Genomic DNA, 24,943 nt, shown 5'->3' on the forward strand with positions numbered 1-24,943 from the left:
GTTCAGGCCAGTTCGATCGCCATTGCAACGGCTTCGCCGCCACCGATGCAAAGCGTGGCCATGCCGCGCTTGCCGCCCCGCGCCTGAAGCGCCGACAGCAGCGTCACCACGATGCGCGCACCCGAGGCGCCGATCGGATGGCCGAGTGCGCAGGCGCCGCCGTTCACGTTGACCTTCTCCTCGGGCAGCTTGAGGTCGTGGATGGCGGCCATCGTCACCACCGCGAACGCCTCGTTCACCTCGAACAGGTCGACATCATCGACCGTCCAGCCGGTAGCGGCGAACAGCTTCTGCATCGCACCGACCGGGGCGGTGGTGAACCACTGCGGCTCGTGCGAATGGCTGGCCTGGGCGACTATGGTGGCCAGCGGCTTGAGGCCACGCTTCTCGGCTTCCGACTTGCGCATCATCACCAGCGCAGCGGCACCGTCGGAAATCGAGCTCGAATTGGCCGGGGTCACCGTGCCGTCCTTCCTGAACACCGGCTTGAGCGACGGGATCTTGTCGATCTTCGCCTTCAGCGGCTGCTCGTCGATCTTGATGACCGTCTCGCCCTTCGAGGTCTTGAGGGTGATCGGGGTGATCTCGGCATCGAACGCGCCGCCGTTGATCGCGGCCTGCGCGCGGGTGGTCGACTGGATCGCGAACCGGTCCTGGGCTTCACGGCTGAACTGGTAGCGCGCCGCGGTCTCTTCCGCGAACACGCCCATCAGCTTGCCCTTGTCGTAGGCGTCTTCCAGGCCGTCGAGGAACATCGAATCCTTGATCTCGCCATGGCCCAGCCGCATGCCGCCGCGCGCCTTGGGGATGAGGTAGGGGGCGTTGGTCATGCTTTCCATGCCGCCGGCCACCATCACCGAGGCGGAGCCGGCAAGCAGCTGGTCGCGCGCGAACATCATCGCCTGCATGCCCGAGCCGCACATCTTGTTGATGGTCGTGCAGTGCGCGCCCATCGGCAGGGCGGCGCCGAGCGCCGCCTGGCGGGCCGGGGCCTGGCCCTGACCCGACATCAGTACGTTGCCCATGATCACCTCATCGACGTCTGCCGGCGTGATGCCGGCGCGCTCGACGGCGGCCTTGATCGCTGCGGCGCCCAGTGCCGACGCAGTCACGTTCGAGAAATCGCCCTGGAACCCGCCCATGGGGGTGCGCGCGGCGCCGACGATGACGACCGGATCGTTCATGCTGATGCTCCTCGTATGTGTGTGACCGCGCTGCAACGCGATTTGTGCCATGCAGCAGGGGAGCCTAATATACGCCCCGCCGGGTCCCCGGACAATGAATGGGGGAGCGCCCGGCCGCCGTTTGCTGCCGGCCGACCGGCGGCGGCGGCGGACCGCTTCGCCGGGCCACCCGCCCGCCGCACCCAGCTTCAGGACCGAGAGAAGGCAGGACCCACGATGGCCGATCCGAGACCCGCCGCAGCTGCACCCGCCGACACCGCCGAAATGGCACGCCAGTTCACGGACCTCGCACAGCGCAGCTCGCAGCTGGTGATGAAGTACTTCGAGCACATGTCGAAGGAGCCCGGGGCGGCCGGCATGGACGAGGTGGGCGTCGGGCGCGCCTTCACCGAGGCTTTCCAGCAGATCTGGAGCGATCCGATGAAGCTGATGCAGCTGCAGATGAACATGTGGGGCGACTACATGAACCTGTGGCAATCGACCTGGCTGAAGGCCATGGGCATGGGGGCCGCACCGGTGGCCGAGGCAGCGAAAGGCGACAAGCGGTTCAAGCACGAGGACTGGGAAAACAACCTCGTCTTCAACTACCTGAAGCAGTCGTACCTGATCGCCGCGCGCCACACCCATGGCGTGATGACCAGCGTCGAAGGGCTGGACGAGAACACGCGCAAGAAGGTCGACTTCTTCACGCGCCAGTACATCGATGCCCTGGCCCCGACCAACTTCGCGATGACCAACCCGGAAGTCCTGCGCGCCACGCTCGACACCGGCGGCAAGAACCTGCTCGACGGCCTCGCCAACCTGCTCGGCGACCTCGAGCGCAGCGGCGGCAACCAGCTGCGCATCAGCATGACCGACAGCACCCAGTTCAAGCTGGGCGAGAACATCGCGGCAACGCCGGGCAAGGTCGTATTCCAGAACGCGCTGATGCAGCTGATCCAGTACACACCATCGACGGCGAAGGTGCTCAGGCGGCCGCTGCTGATCGTGCCGCCGTGGATCAACAAGTTCTACATCCTCGACCTGCGCGAGAAGAATTCGTTCATCAAGTGGGCGGTGGACCAGGGGCATACCGTCTTCGTGATCTCCTGGGTCAACCCCGACGAAAAACTGGCGGACAAGGGCTTCGACGATTACCTCAGGCTCGGCCCGCTGGCGGCTCTCGACGCGATGCGCGACATCACCGGCGAGCCGGATACGAACGTGATCGGTTACTGCCTGGGCGGCACGCTGATGGCAAGCTGCCTGGCCTGGCTCAAGGCGAAGGGACAGTCCGACCGGGTGGCCAGCGCGACCTTCTTCACCGCGATGATCGATTTCTCCGAGCCGGGCGAACTCGGCGTGTTCATCGACGAAGAGCAGCTCGACAACCTCGAGCGCAAGATGGCCAGGCGCGGCTACCTCGAGGGCCACGAGATGGCCGCGACGTTCAACCTGATGCGCGCCAACGACCTGATCTGGTCGTTCGTGGTCAACAACTACCTTATGGGCAAGGATCCGTTCCCTTTCGACCTGCTGCACTGGAATTCCGACTCCACCCGCATGCCCGCGGCGATGCACGGCTTCTACCTTCGCAACATGTACCTCAGGAACCTGCTGCGCCAGCCCGGCGGCATCACGCTCGACGGCGTGCCGATCGATGTCTCGAAGATCGACACCCCCGCCTACTTCCTGTCGACCATCGAAGACCACATCGCGCCGTGGACGTCGACGCATGCCGGCGCCGGGCTGCTGGCCGGACCGGTGCAGTTCACGCTGGCCGGATCGGGCCATATCGCCGGGGTGATCAACCCGCCGGCGGCGAAGAAGTACCAGCACTGGACCAGCCCCGCGCCGCTGACGGCAGGCGCCGACGCATGGCTCGCACAGGCACAGTCGCATGAAGGCTCGTGGTGGCCGCACTGGCACCAGTGGGTTTCCTCAGGCTTCGGCAACGGCGAAGTCGACGCGCGCGCGCCCGGAAGCGCCTCGCACCCGGTGCTCGAGGACGCACCCGGGTCGTACGTGAAGCAGGTGATCGACCCTGCCGCACCGGCTTCCGCACCGGCACCTGCCGCGCCGGCGGGCAAGGCTGCCCGTCCGGTGAAGCCATGATGCGCATCGCCGTGCTCGGCGCCGGCCAGATGGGCAGCGGCATCGCCCAGGTCTGCGCGGCGGCCGGCCATCCGGTCGTGCTGCGCGACCTCGACCCGGCTGCACTCGAGCGCGCGCGCACGGTGATAGCGACCAGTCTCGACCGGCTGCTGGCGAAGGCCCGCATCACCGAGGCGGACAAGGCGGAAACGCTCGGACGCATCACGACCGCCAGCGCGGTCGAGGCGCTCGCTGACGCGGATATCGTGATCGAGGCCGTGACCGAGAACCTCGACGTGAAGCGCGCCATCTTCCGCGAGCTGTCCGCGACCTGCCGCCCCGATGCCATCCTGGCCAGCAACACCTCGTCGATTTCGCTGACCCGCCTGGCCGCCGCCGTCGAGCATCCGGAACGCGTGGTCGGCATGCACTTCATGAATCCGGTGCCGATGATGCAGCTGGTCGAGGTGATCAGCGCGCGCCAGACCTCGCGGCAGACGCGCGACACGGTCGAGGCTCTGGCACGCGCGCTGGGCAAGGTGCCGGTGGACGTGAAGAACAGCCCCGGCTTCGTCGCCAACCGCGTGCTGATCCCGATGATCAACGAGGCCGCGTTCTGCCTGTACGAAGGTCTGGCGACGGCCGAAGAGATCGATACCGTGATGAAGCTCGGCATGGGCCATCCGATGGGCCCGCTGGCGCTGGCCGACCTGATCGGCATCGATACGGTGCTGGCGATCATGCAGGTGCTGCTCGACGGCTTCAACGATTCGAAGTACCGACCCTGCCCGCTGCTGGTCGAGATGGTCGACGCCGGCCACCTCGGCCGCAAGAGCGGACGCGGCTTCTTCGACTATCCCGGCAAGTGAAGCGAGCCGGGCAACCCTTTCCCCCCCCCAGATCCCGATGACCCTCGCCGAATACCGCAACCTCAGCCACGAGCAGCCCGAGGCGGGCATCCATCTCGTCAAGATCGACCGGCCCAGGGCGCTCAATGCGCTCGACAGCGCAACGCTGGCCGAACTGGCCTGCGTGGTGGCTGGTCTGGCGACTGACCGGACCGCGCGCGCGCTGCTGCTGACAGGCGGCGGTACGAAGTCATTCGTGGCCGGCGCGGACATCTCGGAGATGCAGTCGTTGTCTCCGGAGCAGGCGCGTGCGTTCTCGTGGAAGGCATCACGGCTGTTCCTGGACATCGAGGCACTGCCGATGCCGGCGGTCGCGCTGGTGAACGGCTATGCGCTCGGCGGCGGCTGCGAGCTGGCCCTCGCCTGCGACTGGATCGTCGCGGCGGACAACGCGGTGTTCGGGCAGCCCGAGGTCAACCTCGGCATTCCCCCGGGCTTCGGCGGCACGCAGCGCCTGCCGCGCCGGATCGCTCCGGGCAAGGCAATGGAACTGCTGATGACCGGCCGGCAGGTCAAGGCGGATGAGGCCGTTGCCATCGGACTCGCGAACGAGAAGGTGGCGGGCGATGCCTTGCTCGCTCGCGGTCTGGAACTCGCGCGCACGATCGCATCGAAGGGACCGCTCGCCGTTCGCCTGGTCAAGCAGGCCTGGCAAAGGGGGCAGGCGCTCGACCTCGTACAGGCATGCGCGGTCGAATCCGACCTGTTCGGGCTGGCGTTCTCCAGCGCAGACCAGGCCGAAGGCATGCGCGCGTTCATCGAGAAGCGGCCACCGGTCTTCCAGGACCGCTGACCGGTGCCGCGCCGCCGGGCAAGGCCCGGGCCGTGCCCGGACCCTGCACGCACCGCTAGTCGGCCCGGATTCCGCGCTCGCGGATCAGCCGGCCCAGGCGCTCGGCGTCCGACTTCATCAATGCACCGAACTCGGCCGGGGTGCCGCCGAGCGGCTCGGCACCGATGCCGACGATCTGCTGGCGCACCTCGGGCTGCTTCAGCGCGCCGACGATCTCGCGATTGAGCCGGTCGACGAGCGGCACCGGCGTACCGCGCGGGGCCAGGAAGCCGAACCAGATGTTGGCCTCGAAACCCGGCAGCCCGGCTTCGGAAACGGTCGGCAGGTCGGGCAACGCGTCCGACCGCTTCAGGCTGGTGATCGCCAGTGCCCGGACCCGTCCGGCCTTCATCTGCGGTATGCCGACCAGGAGGTTGGGGAAGGTCATCGGAATTTCGTTGCCCAGCACCGCGGCGAGCGCCGGGCCGATGCCCTTGAACACGATAGCGGTCATGTCGACCTTGCCCATCTGGGCCATCAGTTCGCCGGCGAGGTGCGGCGGGCTGCCGACGCCGGACGTACCGTAGTTCATCCTGCCCGGGTTGGCGCGCGTCCAGGCCAGCAACTCCTGGATGTTGTTGACCGGCAGCGACGGATGGACCACCACGATGAAGGGCGAACTGGCGGCGAGCGCCACCGGGGCGAAGTCGCGCATCGGATCGAACGAGAGCTTCGGATAGAGTGCCGACATGATGACGTGCGAGTTGTTCACGACGATCATCGTGTAGCCATCGGGCGCCGCACGCGAGGCGATCTCGGTGCCGACGACACCACCGGCTCCGGGCCGGTTGTCGACCACGACTGACTGGCCGAGGCGTTCCTGCAGCCGGGACCCGATCAGGCGCGCGATCGCGTCGTTGCCCCCGCCGGGTGCCAGCGGCACCAGGATGCGGATCGGCTTCACCGGGAAGTCGCCCGACTGCGCGACTGCCGCCGGCGCTGCAAGCATCGCGAACAGCGCACACAATGCGCCGCCCAGCACCGATTTCGTGGATGCGCGGGCATTCTCCCGGCGCACCGGCCCTGCTGCAGTGGTCTTGCGTGTCACTGTGTATCCTCCATTGATGGCGCCGCGTCCGGGCGCTGTCTTCAGCGCGCATCCTGCAGGCGCCTTTTTCCGGAGTATATGTGCGATGCGCACCGAACTGATCACCCTTGCCACGGATACCACCCCGATCGACGGCGCGTTCTATCAGCCGGATGACAAGCCTGCGATCGGCAGCGCGCTGCTGTTCCACGGAAACCGGATGAATTTCCTCTGGGGCGCGCCGCGCTTCCTGCCGCCGGTGCTCACCCGCCTCGGCTACGCGTGCCTCGCATTCAACCGGCGCGGCCACGACATCATGAGCATCCGCGATTCGCGCCAGGCAGAGGGCGCAGCCTGGCAGATGACGCACGAAGCGATCGAGGACAACCGGATAGCCGCGCGCTGGCTGGCGCAACAGGGGTTGCCCGATCCGGTGGTGATCGGCCACAGCAATGGCGGCATGCTGGCGGTGCGGCACGTCGCCGACCATCCGCGTACGCCAGGGCTGGTACTGCTGTCGGCACAGTGCGGCGGCACATCGATGGTGCGGCACGCGGCGGCGGCAGGCGCACTCGACGGACTCGACCTGGACGCGGTCGCGGAGACGGCGCGCAGGAAGGTCGCGCAAGGGCGCGGCCGCGACCTGATGCACCTTCCCGGCTGGTGGTACGTGTCGAGCGCCGAGAGCTTCCTCGACCGGATGGATTCCCTCCCCGACACGCTCGGCCTGGCACCGCAAGTCCGCTGTCCGACCCTGTACCTGCGCGGCGACAGCGAGCCGGCGGATCTGTATCCGGCCGAGGCATTCGCGCGGCGATCCGGGGGGCCGTGCACGGTGTCGATCGTCGATCGCTGCGACCACTTCTATCGTGGCCGCGAAGCCGAGGTCGCATCGCGGGTCGCGCACTGGCTCGAAAGCACTTTTGCCGCAGCGCGACAGGAAACCGCAGTCGTCGTGGGCAAGGCCGATGCCGCGTCGCAGCAGGTTTCCCCGGGTCACGAGATCGTTTCCCCGATGGAGTCATCGACGGTCCGGGACGCGAAATAGCGCGCGTTATACTCGGTCGCGATCGAGTGATTCGGTCGTCGATCGAAACAGTGCCACGCGTGCCACGAGCGCGCGCCGGCCTCGTCCCAGTGGACGACAGTTCAACCTCTACCCAAGGTCCCCCCATGAACCTGACCGACATGCACACCGGCGCAACGCCAGACCCCGATCCCGCCGAGACGCAGGAGTGGATCGACGCGCTCGCGGGCGTGCTCGAGAACGAAGGACCGGAACGCGCACACTTCCTGCTCGAGAAGCTGGTCGATGTCGCGCGGCGCAGCGGCGGCTACCTGCCGTTCAGCGCGCAGACCGCCTACATCAACACGATCCCGCCGCACATGGAGGCGAAGTCGCCGGGCAACCACGAACTCGAGCACCGGATCCGGTCGATCATCCGCTGGAACGCGATGGCCATGGTGGTGCGCGCGAACAAGCAGTCGTCCGAACTGGGCGGCCATATCGCCAGCTTCGCATCGGCTGCCACGCTGTACGACGTCGGCTTCAACCATTTCTTCCACGCGCCCTCCGCTGACCACGGCGGCGACCTGGTGTTCTTCCAGGGGCACTCCTCGCCCGGGGTCTATGCGCGTGCCTTCCTCGAAGGCCGCATCACCCAGGACCAGCTCGACAACTTCCGCAAGGAGGTCGAGGGCAAGGGCGTTTCGTCCTACCCGCACCCGTGGCTGATGCCCGACTTCTGGCAGTTCCCGACCGTGTCGATGGGCCTGGGTCCGCTGCAGGCGATCTACCAGGCGCGCTTCATGAAGTATCTGCACGACCGCGGCATCGCCGACACCGCCAACCGCAAGGTGTTCGCCTTCATGGGCGACGGCGAAATGGACGAGCCGGAATCGCTCGGCGCGATTTCGCTCGCGGCGCGCGAACGCCTCGACAACCTGGTGTTCGTGATCAACTGCAACCTGCAGCGGCTCGACGGCCCGGTGCGCGGCAACGGCAAGATCATCCAGGAGCTGGAAGCGGACTTCCGCGGCACCGGCTGGAACGTGATCAAGGTCATCTGGGGCTCCTACTGGGATCAGCTGCTGGCGAAGGACAAGTCCGGGCTGCTGCTCAAGCGGATGGAAGAGTGCGTCGACGGTGAATACCAGACCTTCAAGTCGAAGGACGGCGCCTACGTGCGCGAGCACTTCTTCGGCAAGTACCCGGAACTGCGCGAGATGGTGTCGACCATGTCCGACGAGGACATCTGGCGCCTGAACCGCGGCGGCCACGACCCGCACAAGATGTACGCGGCCTACAAGGCAGCCACCGAGCACAAGGGCCAGCCGACCGTGATCCTCGCCAAGACCATCAAGGGTTACGGCATGGGCGAATCGGGCGAAGGGCAGAACATCACCCACCAGCAGAAGAAGATGGGTACCGTCTCGATCAGGGCGTTCCGCGACCGCTTCGGCATACCGATCCCGGACGATCAGCTCGACGAAGTTCCGCTCTACAAGCCCGCCGAGGACAGCGCCGAGATGCAGTACCTGCGCAGCCGCATCGCCGCGATGGGCGGCTCGGTGCCGCAGCGCCGGCGCGGCGCTGGCGCACTCGAGGTGCCGCCGCTGTCGGCGTTCGAGTCGGTTCTCAAGTCTACCGAGGACCGCGAGATCTCGACCACGATGGCCTTCGTTCGCATCCTCGGCACGCTGGTGCGCGACAAGGCGATAGGCAAGCTGATCGTGCCGATCGTGCCCGACGAATCGCGCACGTTCGGCATGGAGGGCATGTTCCGCCAGCTGGGCATCTACTCGTCGGTCGGGCAGTTGTACAAGCCCGAGGACGCAGACCTGCTGATGTTCTACAAGGAAGACAAGAAGGGCCAGATCCTGCAGGAAGGCATCAACGAGGCCGGTGCGATGTCCTCGTGGATCGCCGCGGCGACCGCCTACAGCGTGCACGGGGTCACCATGATCCCGTTCTTCATCTTCTATTCGATGTTCGGTTTCCAGCGCGTGGGCGACCTGTGCTGGGCCGCCGGCGATTCGCGCGCCAAGGGCTTCCTGCTCGGCGGCACCGCCGGGCGCACCACGCTCAACGGCGAGGGGTTGCAGCACGAGGATGGCCACAGCCACCTGATGGCGGCGACGATACCCAACTGCATCACCTACGACCCGACCTTCGGCTATGAACTCGCGGTGATCATCCAGGACGGCCTGCGGCGGATGTACGCCAACGGCGAGGACATCTATTACTACATCACCGTGATGAACGAGAACTACACCCACCCGGCGATGCCGGTGGGCGTGGAGCCGGACATCCTCAAGGGCATGTACCTGTTCCGCGAGGCCGCGGTGTCGAAGAAAGACAAGGCGCCGCGGGTGCAGTTGCTCGGCAGCGGCACCATCCTGCGCGAGGTGATCGCCGCGGCGGAACTGCTCGAGCAGGACTTCGGGGTGAAGGCCGACATCTGGAGCGCGACCAGCTTCAACGAGCTGCGCCGCGAAGGCATCGACGTCGAACGCTGGAACATGCTGCATCCGGCGGAACCGCCGCGCGAATCCCACGTGCAGAAATGCCTCAAGGACCGCGCGGGGCCGGTGGTCGCGGCGACCGACTACATGCGCAACTTCGCCGACCAGATCCGGCCCTACGTGCGCGGGCGCTACGTGGTGCTCGGCACCGACGGCTTCGGGCGTTCCGACACCCGGAAGAACCTGCGCCGCTTCTTCGAGGTCGACCGGCACTACGTTGCGGTGGCGGCACTCAAGGCGCTCGCCGACGAGGGGACGATCACGATCGAGAAGGTGGCCGAGGCAATCGACCGCTACGGGATCGACACCGACAAACCGAATCCGACGACGGTGTAGGCGCATGGCAAACACGATGGAAGTGAAGGTCCCCGACATCGGCGACTTCAAGGACGTGCCAGTGGTCGAGATCATGGTCTCGGCCGGGGCGCGCATCGAGAAGGAAGACCCGCTGATCTCGCTCGAATCCGACAAGGCGACGATCGAGGTTCCTGCGCCGGCCTCCGGCACGGTGAAGTCGATCGAGCTCAAGGTCGGCGACAAGGTGTCGCAGGGTACGCTCGTGCTGATGCTCGAAACGGACGACGCCGCCGCGGCCCCGACCCCGACCCCGGCCCCGGCTCCGGCTGTCGTGTCCGCCCCGGCCCCGGCGGCTCCCACCACGGCCGCCCCCGCGCCGTCCGTCACGGCCCCGCCGCCTGCCCCCGTTGCGGTATCCGCGGCACCCGTCGCTGCGGATACTGCCGACGACGGACAGGCCGCCGCAGCCCCCGGCCTGCATGCCTCGCCATCGGTGCGCAGGTTCGCGCGTGAACTCGGCGTCGACCTGACGCGCGTGGCCGCGTCGGGCCCCAAGGCGCGCATCCTGAAGGAGGATGTGCAGACATTCGTGAAACAGACCCTCGCCGCGCCACCGGCGCCGGCTGCGGTCCCGTCGGCAGGCCTGCCGTTCAACCTGCCGCCGATGCCACAGGTCGACTTCTCGAAGTTCGGCCCGGTCGAGTCGCTGCCGCTGAGCCGCATACAGAAGCTGTCCGGCCCGAACCTGCATCGCAACTGGGTAAGCATCCCGCATGTCACGCAGTTCGACGAGGTCGACATCACCGAACTGGAAGCGTTCCGCAAGGCCCAGCTGGAATCGCTCAGGAAACAGGGCGTGCGCCTGACCGTTCTGGCCTTCCTGGTGAAGGCGGTCGCCGGGGCGCTGCGCGAGTTCCCGACGTTCAACGCATCGCTCGCACCCGGGGGCGACGCGCTGGTGCTCAAGAAGTACTTCCATGTCGGCGTGGCGGTGGATACGCCCGACGGGCTGGTGGTGCCGGTGATCCGCGACTGCGACCGCAAGGGCGTGGCCGACATCGCGCGCGAGCTGGCTTCCCTGTCCGAGGCGGCGCGCGAACGGAAGCTGAAGGCAACCGACATGCAGGGCGGATGCTTCTCGATCTCCAGCCTCGGCGGCATCGGCGGCACCGCATTCACGCCGATCATCAATGCGCCCGAGGTGGCGATCCTGGGCGTGTCGAAGGCGACGATCCGGCCAGTGTTCAGCGACGGCACCTTCGTGCCCAGGCTGATGCTGCCGCTGTCGCTGTCCTACGACCACAGGGTGGTCGACGGGGCCACCGGCGCACGCTTCATCGCCCACCTGAACGGGTTGCTGTCGGACGTGCGCAGGCTGCTGCTCTGATGCCCGCAGACGCCGGTACCGCCAGGTGCACCCTCCGTTGAAGCCGATCGGCATCCTCGGGGGCACGTTCAACCCCGTCCATTACGGGCACCTGCGCATTGCCGAAGAACTCGGCGATGCGCTCGACCTGGACGAGGTACGACTGATGCCGGCCAACATGCCGCCGCTGCGCACCGTGCCAGCCGTATCGGGCGCGGAGCGGCTGCACATGGTCCGGCTGGCGATCGCCGACAACAGCCGGCTGGTCGCCGACGAGCGCGAAGTCGCCAAGACCTCGCTCTGCTACACCGTCGACACGCTGGCCGAACTGCGTGCCGCATTCGGCCCCGAGCGACCGATCTGCCTGATGCTGGGTGCCGACGCGTTCGCCCGCCTGCACCGCTGGCACCGCTGGCGCGACCTGTTCGCACTGGCCCATTTCGCGGTGGCTGAACGCGGCGGGCATGCCTCGATCGCCACCGCCCCGCTCGACCACGAACTGGCAGCCGAACTGCGCGCCCGCCGTGTATCCGAGGTCGGGCTGCTGGCCGAGCAGCCCGCTGGCGCGATCTACCTGGCGCCCACCAGCGTGCTGCAGATCTCGGCCACGCGCATCCGCGGCCTGATCGCACACGGGGCAAGTGCCCGATACTTGCTGCCGCAGCCCGTGCTCGACTACATTCATGACCGTGGCATCTACCGGCAGGCCGAAGATCAATGATCGAGTGCGCATGAGAATAGACACGATGAAGCGCGCGGTGATCGACGCGCTGGAAGACGTGAAGGCCAAGGACATCGTCGCCTTCAACGTCACCAAGATGACGACACTCTGCGACTGGGTCATCATCGCCTCGGGCGACTCGAACCGCCAGACGAAGGCGCTGGCTGCGAACGTGCGCAACAAGCTGAAGGACGCCGGAGCCGAGGTGATCGGCGTGGAGGGTGAGTCCGTCGGCGAGTGGATCCTCGTCGACCTCGGCAAGGTGATCGTCCACATCATGCAGCCCACCATCCGCGCGCACTACAACCTGGAAGAACTCTGGGCGCCGCCGCCGCGCGCCCGCCGCCGCGCCCCGGGCGCCGCCGCGTCCGAGCCGGTGTCCGGGCCGGTGTCCTGACGCCTGCTGGCCAGCGCGTTGCGATTCCGGGTCATTGCCGTCGGCGAGCGCGTGCCGGCCTGGATCGACGAAGGCATCGCCGAGTACCGCGGACGCCTGCCTCGGCTCTACCGGCTGGAGGTGACCCCAGTGAAGGCGAGCCCGCGCACCCAGGGCAAGCCGGTGGCGGCGATGATGGAGGCAGAGGCCAGCCGCCTCGAAGCAGCCGTCCCCGAAGGGTTCGTACGCGTCGCGCTCGACGAGCACGGACGCTCGCTCGACACACGGGCATTCGCGGCGGCGATCGAACGCTGGCGCTCCGAAGTACCGGGGATCGCCTTCTGGATCGGCGGCCCTGACGGCCTCGCCCCGGCGCTCGCAGCCCGGGCTTCGATGACCCTCGCGCTGTCCGCGCTGACCCTGCCGCACGCGCTCGCACGACTGGTGCTCGTCGAACAGATCTACCGCTGCGTCTCGCTTCTCGAGCATCACCCGTATCATCGCGAGTGAGAACCTTTCGCGAGCCCGAACGAACGCAACATGACCATCAGCCGTCCATTGCTCTACCTGGCATCGCACAGCCCCCGACGGCGCGAACTGCTGCGCCAGATCAACGTGCGCTTCGAGACGCTCCTGCTGCGCTCCGACCTGGTTCGCGGCAGCGACGTGGAGGAGATCCCGCGCGACGGTGAGGCGCCCACCGACTACGTGAACCGGGTCACCGTCGACAAGGCGCGGATCGGTGCGGTGCGCGCGCGGGAACGCGGGCTAGCCCCGGGCGTGGTGCTGGCAGCCGATACCGAGGTGGTGATCGACGGTGAGGCGCTGGGCAAGCCGCGCGATGCAGCGGCGGCGACCCGGATGCTGTTGAGGCTCTCGGGGCGCAGCCACGAGGTGCTGTCCGCAGTGGCGGTAGCCACCAGCGAGACGCGGATCGACGTCCGGCTGACCCGCAGCGTGGTCACCCTGAAAGAGCTCGAGCCGGCCGAACTGCGCCGGTACGTATCCAGTGGCGAGCCGCTCGACAAGGCCGGGTCCTATGCGATCCAGGGCATCGGGGCACTGTTCGTCACGCGCATCGAGGGCAGCTACTCGGCGGTCATGGGCCTGCCGCTGTACGAGACGGGTGAACTGCTGCGCAGCAGCGGCTTCGACATTCCATGAGCGAAGACATCCTGGTCAACGTCACCCCTCAGGAAACCCGGGTCGCCGTGGTCGAGCAGGGCAGCGTCCAGGAGCTGCACATCGAGCGCACTCGAAGCCGCGGCCTGGTCGGAAACATCTACATGGGACGGGTGGCGCGGGTACTGCCGGGCATGCAGTCGGCGTTCATTGACATCGGGCTGGATCGTGCGGCGTTCCTGCACGTGGGCGACATCTTCGGCCACCGCCACGGGAACCCTCCGAGCGAGGCGGCCAGACCTATCGAGAAGATCCTGCAGGAAGGCCAGCCACTGCTGGTGCAGGTCATCAAGGATCCGATCGGCACCAAGGGGGCGCGTCTTTCGACGCAGATCAGCCTCGCTGGCCGGCTGCTGGTCTATCTGCCGCAGGATCCGCACATCGGGATCTCACAACGCATCGAGAACGAGGCGGAGCGCGACCACCTGCGCGAGATGGTCGAGCGCGTGCGCCCCGCGGACGAGCATGGCGGCTTCATCATCCGTACCGTCGCCGAGGCCGCGACCGAGCGTGAACTGGCCGACGATGTCGGCTACCTGCGCGCGCTCTGGGCATCGATCCAGGAGACCGTCGCCACTGCTGCCGCGCCATCGCTGGTGCATGAAGACCTGAGCCTCGCGCTGCGTGTGCTGCGCGACATGTTCAACGAGGACACCAGCCGGGTGATCATCGATTCGCGCGAGACGCACCAGCGGGCCTGCGCCTTCGCAGAGCGGTTCATGCCGGCCATCCTGCCCCGGGTGGAGCACCACGGCGGCGAGCTGCCGCTGTTCGACGTGTATGCGGTCGAGAACGAGATCGAGCGCGCGATGTCGCGACGGGTCGACCTGAAGTCGGGCGGCTACGTGATCTTCGACCAGACCGAGGCGATGACCACGGTCGACGTGAACACCGGTGGCTTCGTCGGGGCGCGCAACTTCGACGACACCATATTCAAGACGAATCTCGAAGCCTGCCTGGTCATCGCCCGCCAGCTGCGCCTGCGCAACCTCGGCGGCATCATCATCCTGGACTTCATCGACATGGACAGCCCGGAGCACCGCGAGGCCGTGCTTGCCGAATTGAAGAAGGCACTATCCCGCGACCGTACCCGGCTCACCGTGAACGGCTTCACCAGCCTGGGGCTGGTCGAGATGACGCGCAAACGCACGCGCGAGAGCCTTGCCCACATCCTCTGCGAACCCTGCCCCACCTGCGCCGGCCGCGGCGAGGTGAAGACCGCGCAGACGATCTGCTACACCATCCTGCGCGAACTGCTGCGCGAGGCGCGCCAGTTCAATGCCCGCGAGTACCGGATCCTCGCCTCGCAGGCAGTGATCGACATGTTCCTCGACGAGGAATCGCACAATCTCGCCATGCTCGGGGACTTCATCGGCAAGCCGATCTCGCTTCAGGTCGAGACGGCCTACGGGCAGGAACAGTACGACGTGATCCTGAAGTAGCACCCGAGCCTCACGCCAGGGCTGGTGCGTTCAGGCCATGCGGGCCTGCAAGGGAAACGCGTGAATCGCCGTGCAGGTCATCGATCGCGCGGACCGCGCAGATCGGCTTGCTTGCCCCGACCACCTTCGCGGCTCTACGCGCCGGCGTAAACGTGCCTCATCTTCGCGATATGTTCCGCAGACAAGACGCTGGTCTGTGTCGCCTGCGGGGGGAGCGAGGGCTCCAGCGGGCCGTCCGCAGGCTCTTCAGGAGGCTGCAGCGCCTGCCGGACGTCTTCGAGTTCTGCGACGTGGCCGCGCAGCGCCACTTCCAGCCGTTCCAGCTCTCTGGTACGGGTCTCGAGCGCGCGCACGTTTTCGGTGATCTTGCGCAGGCTCTCCAGCCGCCGATCGAGCATCTCTTCATGCTCCTTCAGCTGCATGGTCAACGGTGACAGTGCGCGGTGCAGCCAGCCGTCGGTCTCGGTCGATACCTGCTGGAAGACCTTCTTCGCTTCGGCGACCAGCATGTCGTAGAACTTGCGGATCACCATGCCCTGTGGCTGCATCACCGTGGTCGGGCTCGCGCAGAACGCGATCGTCCCCTGCTTGAGCTGCAGCATGTTGTCACTGAACCGCGCCAGCGAGAGCGGCGGCGGCGACAGCTTTGCGAACCCGTACTTCTCGTGGAAACTGATGTACACGGCATCTACCAACCCCTTGATCTGGTTGGCGAAACCCATGATCTTGCCAGTCTCCTTCTCGAAGTGGTCGAACAGCTGCTGCATCATCCGCATGAGCCCGATCGTGAACAGCTGTTCGTTCAGCTTGCGCCGGTAGTCCTGGCAGATACCGTCGATCAGCTCCGTGGCGAGGTTCGACTGCAGGATCAGACCCTGCTTCCTCACCACCGCATGCGTGTTCCGGAAGTTCTGCACCGTCTGCTGATAGGACGCGCGGTCGTGCTCCAGCTTGACCATCGCGGTCTTGACCATGCCATGGCCCTTGCCGCGCAGGCTGGCCATTTCGGCGAGCTCGGCGTGGGTCGAGCGCAGCTTCGCCATCAACGTCTCGTACGACGTCTCCACCAGCACGCCGAACTCGCGCGCCACGCGTTCGGCGATGATCCTCCGACGGTCGGGGATCATCTGCACGAGCAGCGCTTCCAGGGCCTGTATTCCGCTGCGCTCGAGCAGGTCCGGATCGTCCTTGATGCGCGCGATCAGCGCCTTCTGCGCTGACATCGGCAACACGTTGCGGCGCGGCAGGTTCAGTATCAGTGCGGTCGAATCGAGCTGACCGTTCACCGCCTGCTCGATATCGCTGTCGCTCTTCAGGTCGTCCCAGATCAGGTCGACCTTGTTCAGCACCGCGACCGAACGCACAGCGTTGTTCTGCACATGGCGCTGCCAGAGTTCCAAGTCGCTGCGCGTCACGCCGGTATCCATCGCCAGCAGGAACAGCACTGCATGGGCGTTCGGGATCATCGACAGCGTGAGCTCAGGCTCGGTGCCCAGCGCGTTCAGGCCCGGGGTGTCCAGGATAGCCAGCCCGGCCTTGAGCATCGGATGCGGGAAGTTGATCAGCGCATGGCGCCAGGCTGGCACCAGCACTTCGCCAGGACCGACGCCGAGTGCGGCCGACAGCGCGGGGCTCGCATCGTTGTACAGGCCGAGCCTGCGCGCGTGCTCGATGGTGACCCGCTTGCTCTCGACGACCTTGGCAAGCGTGGCCGCCAGTTCGTCAGCGTCATCCAGGGGAAGCGAGATGCGGATCCACTCGATCGGGTTGCGTTTCATCGCCGCAACGCTTTCGTCGGTCTCGCGCGTCTCGATCGGCAGCAGCCGCAGGTACGGCTCCTCGGCCGGGTCGTAGAAGATCTCGGTCGGGCACATCGTGGTTCGCCCGATGTCGGACGGAAGCAGCCGGCGCTTGTAGTTCGAGAAGAACAGTGCGTTGATCAGCTCGGTCTTGCCGCGCGAATACTCCGCGATGAAGGCCAGCAGCATCCGATCGGTGCGCAGGCTCTCGATGAGGTCGTACATCCGCAGCGACTGCTCGACGTTGACCGCCTTGGTCGTGTCGAGTCGCGCCCGGAAAGTCTCGATGGCGCCTACCAGTCGGTCGCGCCAGGCCTGGTATTGGAGGACGTTCGATTCGAGGGTACTGTTCATCCGGGGGGCAAGGTCACTGGAGAGGTCTGCGGAACGTCTGGGGGCCCGTCAACGGACCAATGACGGCGGATACGGCGACTTCTTGAGCCGACGGGGCCTTTTTTGCCCCGCAGCGCAGGAAAATCAGGATCATCGCAGGTTCAGATCAGCATCAGCACGACTCGGGCAAGGCCACCGACCACCAGAATCAGCGCGAGCTGACACAGTATCAGCAGCACCAGCGGTGACAGGTCGAAGCCGGAAACCGGCCTGATCCGGGCCTGCAGCGGCTTCAGGAACGGGCGCAGCAGCAGGTCCAGCAGCGGCGCCAGCGGAGAGTGCGGGTTCACCCATGACAACAGCATCTGGACGATCAGCGCCCCGATCATCATGTAGATGAACAACCGCACCAGTTGCACGAGCGCGGCGATCGCGGACAGACCCACGCTGGCGCTGAAATCGGCCGACCCCGGGCCGGCGCGCCCGGCGAACTCGAGAACCAGCCGGGGCTCGATCAGCGACAGCACGATGTTCAGCGCCCAGGCTACCAGCCAGGCCAGCAGCAACGTCGCCAGGTCGAGCCCCCAGAGTCCCGGCACCACCCGGCGCAGCGGCTTCACGCCCCAGTTGGTGACCGATGCAAGCAGCCCCGACAGCGGGTTGTTGAACGGCGCGCGGGCCGCCTGCAGCCAGAAACGCAGCAGCAGGGCGACGATCAGCAGGGTGCCCAGCGTATCGACGAGAAAGACCAGCGCCTGCACGATCATCGCGCGTCGCTCCCGGATTCGTCGCCCAGTTCGATCGCGCGCCGGTTGGCCGCCTGCACCGCGTCCGCGACCAGCCGGTGCAGGCCACCCGCCTCCAGCGCGGCGACGCCGCGCTCGGTCGTACCACCTTTAGAAGTGACTCGGGCGCGCAACACCGCCGGCGGCTCGGCGTCGCCAGCAGCCAGATTGGCAGCGCCGGCAAAGGTGGCGAGCGCGAGCCGGCGCGCCTGCGCAGCGTCGAAGCCGACCCCGGCCGCTGCCGCCTCCAGTGCCTCGATCATCATGAACACATAGGCCGGTCCGCTGCCGGAAACTGCGGTGACAGCGTCGATCTGCGCTTCGCGCGCGACCCACAGTACGCCGCCGACGGCACCGAGGATGCGCTCGACGCGCGCACGGTCGTCGGACGACAGGCCGGGGCTGGCGTACAGACCGGCGATGCCCTGGCCGATCAGGGCCGGCGTATTCGGCATTGCGCGGGCTATGCGGTCATGGCCGCCCAGCCAGCGCGCCAGGTCGGCGGTCCGGACGCCGGCGGCGATGGTGACCACCAGTTGCCCGTCGAGCAGGGGTGCCAGACCCGCGGCGACGTGCCTGACCTGTTGCGGCTTCACCGCCAGCACCACGCAGTCACAGCCGGCGACCGCGCCGGCAGCAGTGTCGTATGTGCGGATGCCAAAGCGTTCCGCCAACCGCTCTCGCTGCCCGGCATCCACATCGACTGCAGAGATCGAATCTGCGGCCAGGCCGCTCTTGAGCAGGCCGCCGATCATGGCCGAAGCCATGTTTCCGCCGCCGACGAAACAGACCTTCATCGAGACAACTCCCGCAGGAATGGACCGGACTTCGCCGGGAAGACCCCGTAGCCTCGCATCATCCGCCTGCCGCGTCGATCTTCGCGTGAGCCGTCCGGTCACCGAAGATGGCCGCACCGACGCGTACCCAGGTAGCGCCTTCGGCAATCGCCGCTTCGAGGTCGTCGGACATGCCCATCGACAGTGTGTCGACGGCAAGGCCGGCGGCGAACAGTCGCTCCTGCATGCGCGCGAGTTCGGCGAACGGCACGCGCCGTGCGTCGAAGCCCTCGGCCGGTGCAGGAATGCACATCAGCCCGCGCAGACGCAGCCCGGGAAGGGACGCCACTTCGCCCGCAAGGGCCGGCAGTTGCGCCTCGGACACCCCCGCCTTGGAAGCCTCGCCACTCACGTTCACCTGCAGGCAGACCGACAACGGACCGCGATTCGCCGGACGCTGATCGGACAGCCTGCGCGCGACCTTCAGGCTCGACACGGAATGCACCCAGTCGAAATGCTCCGCTACCGCCCGAGTCTTGTTGCTCTGGAGGGGGCCGATGAAATGCCACTCGATGCCGGGATCTGCGACCTGCGCGATCTTGTCGACCGCCTCCTGGACGTAGCTCTCCCCGAATGCCCGCTGGCCCGCTGCGCGGGCAGCGATCACCGCCTCGGCGCCGAAGGTCTTGCTGACAGCGAGCAGTCCGATCGACGAGGGATCGCGACCGGCAGCCAGCGCAGCCGTGGCCATGCGCGCACGAACAGCTTGCAAGTTGTCGCCGATGGCTCCCATAATTTACCTCAGATGCGTCAAGGACTTGAATGCGAGTTGGGGGCGGCCGGAAAGGAATTTCAACGGCTGTTCACAAGCGGGACATGCCCGATGGATGGCGACCGCAGATCGCGGTCCAGGGGGAAGAGCGGCCGGTTGCCGGCGTGCTGGCGCTAAAGAGCGGTCGATTCCGGCCGATTACGACTTGCAATATGGCGCCGTGCGCACGCACGGAGTCAAGGGTGCTGCGCGACAGATTCAGTGTCGCATCGAATTCAACCGCCGGGAAAGTATAGTGGACATATCCGAACTGCTCGCATTCGTCGTCAAGAACAAGGCGTCCGACCTTCACCTGTCCACCGGCCTGCCGCCGATGATCCGGGTCAACGGTGACGTGCGCCGGATCAACCTGCCACCGATGGAGCACAAGGAAGTGCACGGCATGGTCTACGACGTCATGAACGACCAGCAGCGGAAGTCGTACGAGGAAAACCTCGAGATCGATTTCTCCTTCGCGATTCCGAACCTGGCACGTTTCCGGGTCAACGCGTTCGTGCAGCAGCGGGGCGCGGCCGCGGTGCTGCGAACGATTCCGACCAAGGTGCTGTCACTGGAAGACATCAAGGCGCCGGCAATCTTCGCCGAGATCGCCGGCCAGCCGCGCGGCATCGTGCTGGTGACCGGCCCGACCGGTTCCGGCAAATCCACCACGCTGGCAGCCATGATCGACCACATCAACAACAAGGATTACGGCCATATCCTCACCATCGAGGATCCGATCGAGTTCGTGCACGAGAGCAAGAAGTGCCTGATCAACCAGCGCGAGGTGGGCCAGCACACGCTGTCGTTCTCGAACGCCCTGCGCTCGGCCCTGCGCGAGGATCCCGACATTATCCTGGTAGGCGAGCTGCGCGACCTCGAGACCATCCGGCTGGCACTGACCGGCGCGGAGACCGGCCACCTGGTGTTCGGAACGCTCCACACCAGCTCGGCGCCCAAGGCCATCGACCGGATCATCGACGTGTTCCCGGCGGCAGAAAAGGAGATGGTCCGGGCGATGCTGTCCGAATCGCTGCGCGCGGTGGTCTCGCAGACGCTGCTCAAGACCAAGGACGGCACCGGGCGCGTCGCTGCACACGAGATCATGATCGGCACCCCGTCCATCCGGAACCTGATCCGCGAGAACAAGATCCCGCAGATGTATTCCGCGATCCAGACTGGCCAGACCTTCGGCATGCAGACCCTCGACCAGAACCTGCAAGATCTGGTGAAGCGCAACATCGTGTCCTCGGCAGAAGCCAAGATGAAGGCTGCGAACAGGGACAACTTCCAGTAGCATCGGGGGAGTTGCTTCTACCGGAAGCGCGTCAAACCCCGCAAGGACCCCACCCCGAATGGAACGCGATCAGGCCATCAGGTTCGTCCACGAGCTGCTGCGCGTCATGGTCGGCAAGAAAGCGTCGGACCTGTTCATCACCGCGGGCTTCCCGCCTGCACTCAAGCTCGACGGCAAGGTGGTGCCGGTGTCGAACCAGACGCTGACGCCCACCCACACCGCCGACCTCGCGCGCTCGATCATGAACGACCGGCAGGCGTCCGAGTTCGAGAGCACGCACGAGTGCAACTTCGCGATCAGCCCGTCGGGCATCGGCCGCTTCCGCGTGAATGCATTCATGCAGCAGGGCCGGGTCGGCCTGGTTCTGCGTGTGATCACATCGATCATTCCGAAGTTCGAGGAACTTGGCTTGCCGAACGTCCTGAAAGACGTGACGATGACCAGGCGCGGCCTGCTGATCGTGGCCGGCGCGACCGGCTCGGGCAAGTCGACCTCGCTCGCGGCGATGATCGGCTACCGCAACGAGAACAGCTACGGCCACATCGTCACCGTCGAGGATCCGGTCGAGTTCGTGCACGAACACAAGAACTGCATCGTCACCCACCGCGAGATCGGGGTGGATACCGATTCCTGGCACATCGCCCTGAAGAACACGCTGCGCCAGGCGCCGGATGTGATCCTGATCGGCGAAGTGCGCGACCGCGAGACGATGGACTATGCGATCGCCTTCGCCGAGACCGGGCACCTGGCGATGTGCACGCTGCATGCGAACAACGCCAACCAGGCGCTCGACCGGATCATCAACTTCTTCCCGGAGGAGCGTCGGTCTCAGTTGCTGATGGACCTTTCGCTGAACCTGAAGGGCATCATATCCCAGCGACTGATCCCCCGGCGCGAAGGCAAAGGGCGGGTCGCCGCAGTCGAGGTGATGCTCAACTCGCCGCTGATCGCCGATCTCGTGTTCAAGGGCGAGGTGGTCGAGATCAAGGAAGTGATGAAGAAGTCGCGCGAACTGGGCATGCAGACCTTCGACCAGGCCCTGTTCGACCTCTACGAAGCCGGCGCGATCACCTACGAAGACTGCCTGCGCAACGCCGACTCGGTCAACGACCTGCGGCTGCAGATCAAGCTGCACGGCGCCGAGTCGAAAGACCGGGACATGATGGGCGGCATCGACCACCTCAACATCGTCTGATACGGCGTTCAACGGTGGGCGCCGGCGACCATCCTGAATTCGAAGAGGCGGCACTCGATCGCGCCGTTGAACAGTACGGTACGCTTCGATGCCTTCAGGCCGAGCTTGCCGGGCAGCTTCATTTCAGGTGAGATCAGGTAGGCTGTCCAGCCGGCGAACGAGGCCTTGAGCGCAGTCCCCAGCTGGGGATAGAACAGCTCGAGCGACTCGCGGCTCTCCATGCGAACGCCGTACGGCGGATTGGCCACCAGAATCCCCGCAGCGGCCGGAGCTTCGCGTCGGCGTACGTCGACCACTTCGAACTGCACCGCCCGATCGACGCCGGCGCGGGCGGCATTGCCTCGCGCAGCGACCACCGATGAACCTTCCCGGTCGGACCCGAACACCGCGACCTGCCGACGTCCACGATCCACGCGCTGGCTGGCGCCATCGAGCAGCCGCCGCCACAAGCCCGCGTCGAACCCGTGCAGCCGCTCGAAGCCGAAGCTGCGGCCGATGCCAGGCGCGATGCCGAGCATGATCTGCGCTGCTTCGATCGCGATCGTGCCGCTGCCGCACATCGGGTCGAGGAACGGGGTGCCGGGCTGCCAGCCGGACAGCGCCACCATTCCTGCGGCGAGGTTCTCGCGCAGCGGCGCATCGCCGGATTCGTCGCGCCAGCCACGCTTGAACAGCGGTTCGCCGGACAGATCGAGGTAGACCGTCATCGAATCCGCGGTGAGGAACAACTGCACCCGCACATCGGGCATGAAGGTATCGACGCTCGGGCGCACGCCCTGCTTTTCGCGGAACCGGTCGCAGATCGCATCCTTCACCCGCAGCGTGACGAACTCGAGACTGCGCAGCGGCGACCGGATCGCCGATACGTCCACGCGCAGCGTCCGGTCGACGCTGAACAGCGCAGGCCAGTCGATCGACCGCACGAACGCGTAGATGTCCTGCTCGCTCGAGTAGCGGCCATTGCCCAGGCCGTGCAGCACGCGACTCGCCACCCTGCTCTCCAGGTTCGCCCGGTAGCCGACAGCCAGGTCGCCGTCGAAGCCGACCCCGCCAGGTACAGCCGCCACGCGCGACGCGCCGAGACGGGTCAATTCAACAACGAGCGTTTCCTCCAGACCGCGCGGGCATGGCGCAAAATACCGGTTCGAGCCGCTCACCGGAAACCGCCGCTCGTTCCGGACTCCAGTACCCTCGACATCGATCGCATGCGTGCTCCACCAGGAACGCCAGAATGAACAACCTCGCACAGCTGCTGCAGCGTCATGCGGGCACGCCGGACAAGGTGCTGTACCGGCAATGGGAAACGGACCCGACAGCCGGTGGCAACGGAGAAGCGGCTGCGGCGTGGCACGATTATACGGCCGCGCAGGTAATCGCCCTCGCCGCACGCTGGCAGGAGGCCTTCCGCATCCGGGGCTTCGAGAAGGGCGACCGCATCGCGATCTGCCTGAAGAACAGCGTGCAGTGGGTTGCGATCGACCAGGCTGCATTGGGCATGGGACTGGTCGTGGTGCCGCTGTACGTGATCGACAATGCAGAGAACATCGCCTGGTGCATCGGCAACTCGGAGGCACGGCTGCTGGTGCTGGACACACCGCGGGCCCTGCCGCGGTTGCGCGAGTTGATGGCGGCCATGCCCGCCGTGGTCTGCATCGAAGCACCGGCGCCCGCAGCGCTGGCGCCAGGACATTCCGCGCCGGGTCCTGTCGACAGCGTCGCCACCTTCCTGCCGCAGGCGGCACCGCCTTTCGAGGTACAGCCGCTCGAGCCCGACGCACTGGCGACCATCGTCTACACCTCGGGAACCACCGGCCGGCCCAAGGGCGTGAAGCTGGGGCATTCGAACATCCTCGCCAATGTCGAGGCAAGTTCGAAGGTGATCGGCCTGCGCGACACCGACACCTCGCTGTCGGTGCTGCCGATGTCGCACATGTTCGAGCGCACATGCGGCTGCTACCTGATGCTGCGGGCCGGGGTCTGCGTCGCCTACGCGCGCGGCATCCAGCAACTCGGCGACGACCTCGCTGCGGTGCAGCCCACGCTCCTGGTAGCGGTACCGAGACTGTTCGAACGCTTCCTCGGGCGCATCGAACAGGCGGTCGCCGGCTCGGTGGTCAAGCGTACGCTGTTCCGGATGACCGTACAGTGCGGATGGAAGGTGTTCCTCGGCCAGGCAAACCTGTTCGAGCGGATCGCCTACGCGCGGCTGCAGCCCCTGGTGGCCGCGCCCATCCTCGCCAGGCTGGGTGGCCGGCTGCGCCTCGCCGCCGCCGGTGGGGCGAAGCTCGAACTGCGAATCGCCCGGACATTCATCGGCCTCGGCCTGAAGATGATCCAGGGCTACGGCATGACCGAAGCCTCCCCCGTGATCGCCGGCAACCGCGAGGACGACAACGATCCCGGTTCGGTCGGGCAGTTGCTCGACGGACTGGAATCGCGCCTGTCCGACACGGGCGAACTGCTGGTGCGCGGACCGTCGGTGATGCAGGGCTACTGGCGCAACCCGGAGGCCACGGCCAGGGTGCTGTCCCCAGACGGGTGGCTCAGCACCGGCGACATCGTCGAGATCCACGCCGGAAAGATCTACATCCGCGGACGCTCGAAGGACATCATCGTGCTGTCCAACGGAGAGAAATTCCCGCCCGAGGAAGCCGAGGCTGCGCTGCTCGACAACCCCGTATTCGAGCAGGTGATGCTGGTCGGCGAGGGGCGCCATTTCCTGACGTTGATCGCGGTGACCCAGGATACCGATGAGAAGAAACTGGTGCGGCTGGCGAACCAGCAGTTGAAGGACCTGCCGCGCTACGTGCGCGTGCGGCGGGTGATCGCGGTGACGGAACCCTGGACCATCGAGAACGGCATGCTGACCCCGACCCTCAAGGTGAAGCGCCCGGTGGTCATGCAGCGCTTCGCGCACTCGATCGATGCGATCTACGGCCGGGACATGGACGACTGAAGCGCACGAGCGGACAACGGACGACCGCACGCCCCCCTGGTGCGATCCGGCAGTTCTA

The 24,943-nt window shown here is 66.5% G+C and carries 21 protein-coding genes; 14 read left to right on the forward strand and 7 right to left on the reverse strand.

Annotated features, from left to right (window positions below):
• Nucleotides 1–2 precede the first annotated feature (2 nt).
• A complete protein-coding gene (locus tag ING98_15850) occupies nucleotides 3–1,184 on the reverse strand; it encodes an acetyl-CoA C-acyltransferase (protein MCA3103339.1) in 1,182 nt (393 codons plus the stop codon).
• Between the two features lie 216 nt (nucleotides 1,185–1,400).
• Between ING98_15850 and phaC the strand changes: the two genes are divergently transcribed.
• The 3 genes from phaC to ING98_15865 are packed head-to-tail and all read left to right on the forward strand — an operon-like array spanning nucleotide 1,401 to nucleotide 4,958.
• Nucleotides 1,401–3,278 carry a class I poly(R)-hydroxyalkanoic acid synthase gene (gene phaC / locus ING98_15855; GenBank protein ID MCA3103340.1) on the forward strand — a complete coding sequence of 626 codons (1,878 nt, stop codon included), beginning with the start codon at nucleotides 1,401–1,403 and terminating at the stop codon, nucleotides 3,276–3,278.
• A complete protein-coding gene (locus ING98_15860; protein ID MCA3103341.1) occupies nucleotides 3,275–4,126 on the forward strand; it encodes a 3-hydroxybutyryl-CoA dehydrogenase in 852 nt (283 codons plus the stop codon). The genes phaC and ING98_15860 overlap by 4 nt, the downstream gene beginning before the upstream one ends.
• A gap of 37 nt (nucleotides 4,127–4,163) precedes the next feature.
• A complete protein-coding gene (locus ING98_15865; protein MCA3103342.1) occupies nucleotides 4,164–4,958 on the forward strand; it encodes an enoyl-CoA hydratase/isomerase family protein in 795 nt (264 codons plus the stop codon).
• 55 nt (nucleotides 4,959–5,013) lie between these two features.
• On the opposite strand, the gene ING98_15870 is transcribed toward ING98_15865, so the two are convergent.
• Nucleotides 5,014–6,045 (reverse strand): tripartite tricarboxylate transporter substrate binding protein, encoded by a 1,032-nt coding sequence (locus tag ING98_15870; protein ID MCA3103343.1) that lies wholly within the window; start codon nucleotides 6,043–6,045, stop codon nucleotides 5,014–5,016.
• Between the two features lie 85 nt (nucleotides 6,046–6,130).
• Between ING98_15870 and ING98_15875 the strand changes: the two genes are divergently transcribed.
• The 8 genes from ING98_15875 to rng all read left to right on the forward strand — a co-directional run bounded on the left by ING98_15875 (nucleotide 6,131) and on the right by rng (nucleotide 14,933).
• The gene (locus ING98_15875) at nucleotides 6,131–7,072 is read left to right on the forward strand and encodes an alpha/beta hydrolase (protein MCA3103344.1); all 942 of its coding nucleotides are present in this window, start codon (nucleotides 6,131–6,133) and stop codon (nucleotides 7,070–7,072) included.
• Between the two features lie 140 nt (nucleotides 7,073–7,212).
• Nucleotides 7,213–9,885, forward strand: a complete 2,673-nt coding sequence (aceE, locus tag ING98_15880) for a pyruvate dehydrogenase (acetyl-transferring), homodimeric type (protein MCA3103345.1) — start codon at nucleotides 7,213–7,215, stop codon at nucleotides 9,883–9,885.
• Entirely contained in the window at nucleotides 9,767–11,233 is a 1,467-nt protein-coding gene (gene aceF / locus ING98_15885; GenBank protein ID MCA3103346.1) for a dihydrolipoyllysine-residue acetyltransferase, read from the forward strand. Before aceE ends, aceF begins: the two co-directional genes overlap by 119 nt.
• A 37-nt stretch (nucleotides 11,234–11,270) precedes the next feature.
• The gene (nadD, locus tag ING98_15890) at nucleotides 11,271–11,933 is read left to right on the forward strand and encodes a nicotinate-nucleotide adenylyltransferase (GenBank protein MCA3103347.1); all 663 of its coding nucleotides are present in this window, start codon (nucleotides 11,271–11,273) and stop codon (nucleotides 11,931–11,933) included.
• Between the two features lie 10 nt (nucleotides 11,934–11,943).
• Nucleotides 11,944–12,330: a ribosome silencing factor gene (gene rsfS / locus ING98_15895; protein MCA3103348.1), complete on the forward strand. Its 387-nt coding sequence runs from the start codon at nucleotides 11,944–11,946 to the stop codon at nucleotides 12,328–12,330.
• 18 nt (nucleotides 12,331–12,348) lie between these two features.
• A complete protein-coding gene (gene rlmH / locus ING98_15900) occupies nucleotides 12,349–12,819 on the forward strand; it encodes a 23S rRNA (pseudouridine(1915)-N(3))-methyltransferase RlmH (GenBank protein MCA3103349.1) in 471 nt (156 codons plus the stop codon).
• Between the two features lie 30 nt (nucleotides 12,820–12,849).
• Nucleotides 12,850–13,473, forward strand: coding sequence for a septum formation inhibitor Maf (gene maf, locus ING98_15905; protein ID MCA3103350.1), 624 nt, complete (start codon nucleotides 12,850–12,852; stop codon nucleotides 13,471–13,473).
• Nucleotides 13,470–14,933, forward strand: a complete 1,464-nt coding sequence (gene rng / locus ING98_15910) for a ribonuclease G (protein ID MCA3103351.1) — start codon at nucleotides 13,470–13,472, stop codon at nucleotides 14,931–14,933. Before maf ends, rng begins: the two co-directional genes overlap by 4 nt.
• Before the next feature lie 134 nt (nucleotides 14,934–15,067).
• Here the strand turns inward: rng and ING98_15915 are convergent, their stop codons facing one another.
• The 4 genes from ING98_15915 to ING98_15930 form a co-directional block, all read right to left on the reverse strand.
• Entirely contained in the window at nucleotides 15,068–17,086 is a 2,019-nt protein-coding gene (locus tag ING98_15915) for a dynamin family protein (protein MCA3103352.1), read from the reverse strand.
• A gap of 140 nt (nucleotides 17,087–17,226) precedes the next feature.
• Nucleotides 17,227–17,832, reverse strand: a complete 606-nt coding sequence (locus ING98_15920; GenBank protein MCA3103353.1) for a YggT family protein — start codon at nucleotides 17,830–17,832, stop codon at nucleotides 17,227–17,229.
• On the reverse strand, nucleotides 17,829–18,647 hold the full coding sequence (locus ING98_15925) for a pyrroline-5-carboxylate reductase (GenBank protein MCA3103354.1): 819 nt from the start codon (nucleotides 18,645–18,647) through the stop codon (nucleotides 17,829–17,831). The genes ING98_15920 and ING98_15925 overlap by 4 nt, the downstream gene beginning before the upstream one ends.
• Before the next feature lie 58 nt (nucleotides 18,648–18,705).
• Nucleotides 18,706–19,419, reverse strand: coding sequence for a YggS family pyridoxal phosphate-dependent enzyme (locus ING98_15930; protein MCA3103355.1), 714 nt, complete (start codon nucleotides 19,417–19,419; stop codon nucleotides 18,706–18,708).
• A gap of 274 nt (nucleotides 19,420–19,693) precedes the next feature.
• Here ING98_15930 and ING98_15935 point away from each other — a divergent pair, with 274 nt between their 5' ends.
• The gene (locus ING98_15935; protein ID MCA3103356.1) at nucleotides 19,694–20,734 is read left to right on the forward strand and encodes a type IV pilus twitching motility protein PilT; all 1,041 of its coding nucleotides are present in this window, start codon (nucleotides 19,694–19,696) and stop codon (nucleotides 20,732–20,734) included.
• A 58-nt stretch (nucleotides 20,735–20,792) separates the two neighbouring features.
• Entirely contained in the window at nucleotides 20,793–21,929 is a 1,137-nt protein-coding gene (locus tag ING98_15940; protein MCA3103357.1) for a PilT/PilU family type 4a pilus ATPase, read from the forward strand.
• A gap of 8 nt (nucleotides 21,930–21,937) precedes the next feature.
• On the opposite strand, the gene ING98_15945 is transcribed toward ING98_15940, so the two are convergent.
• The gene (locus tag ING98_15945; GenBank protein ID MCA3103358.1) at nucleotides 21,938–23,086 is read right to left on the reverse strand and encodes a class I SAM-dependent RNA methyltransferase; all 1,149 of its coding nucleotides are present in this window, start codon (nucleotides 23,084–23,086) and stop codon (nucleotides 21,938–21,940) included.
• Between the two features lie 74 nt (nucleotides 23,087–23,160).
• Between ING98_15945 and ING98_15950 the strand changes: the two genes are divergently transcribed.
• Nucleotides 23,161–24,885: an AMP-binding protein gene (locus ING98_15950; GenBank protein ID MCA3103359.1), complete on the forward strand. Its 1,725-nt coding sequence runs from the start codon at nucleotides 23,161–23,163 to the stop codon at nucleotides 24,883–24,885.
• The last annotated feature ends 58 nt before the right edge of the window (nucleotides 24,886–24,943 follow it).

Source organism: Rhodocyclaceae bacterium (genome assembly GCA_020248265.1).
GTDB lineage: Bacteria > Pseudomonadota > Gammaproteobacteria > Burkholderiales > CAIKXV01 > CAIKXV01.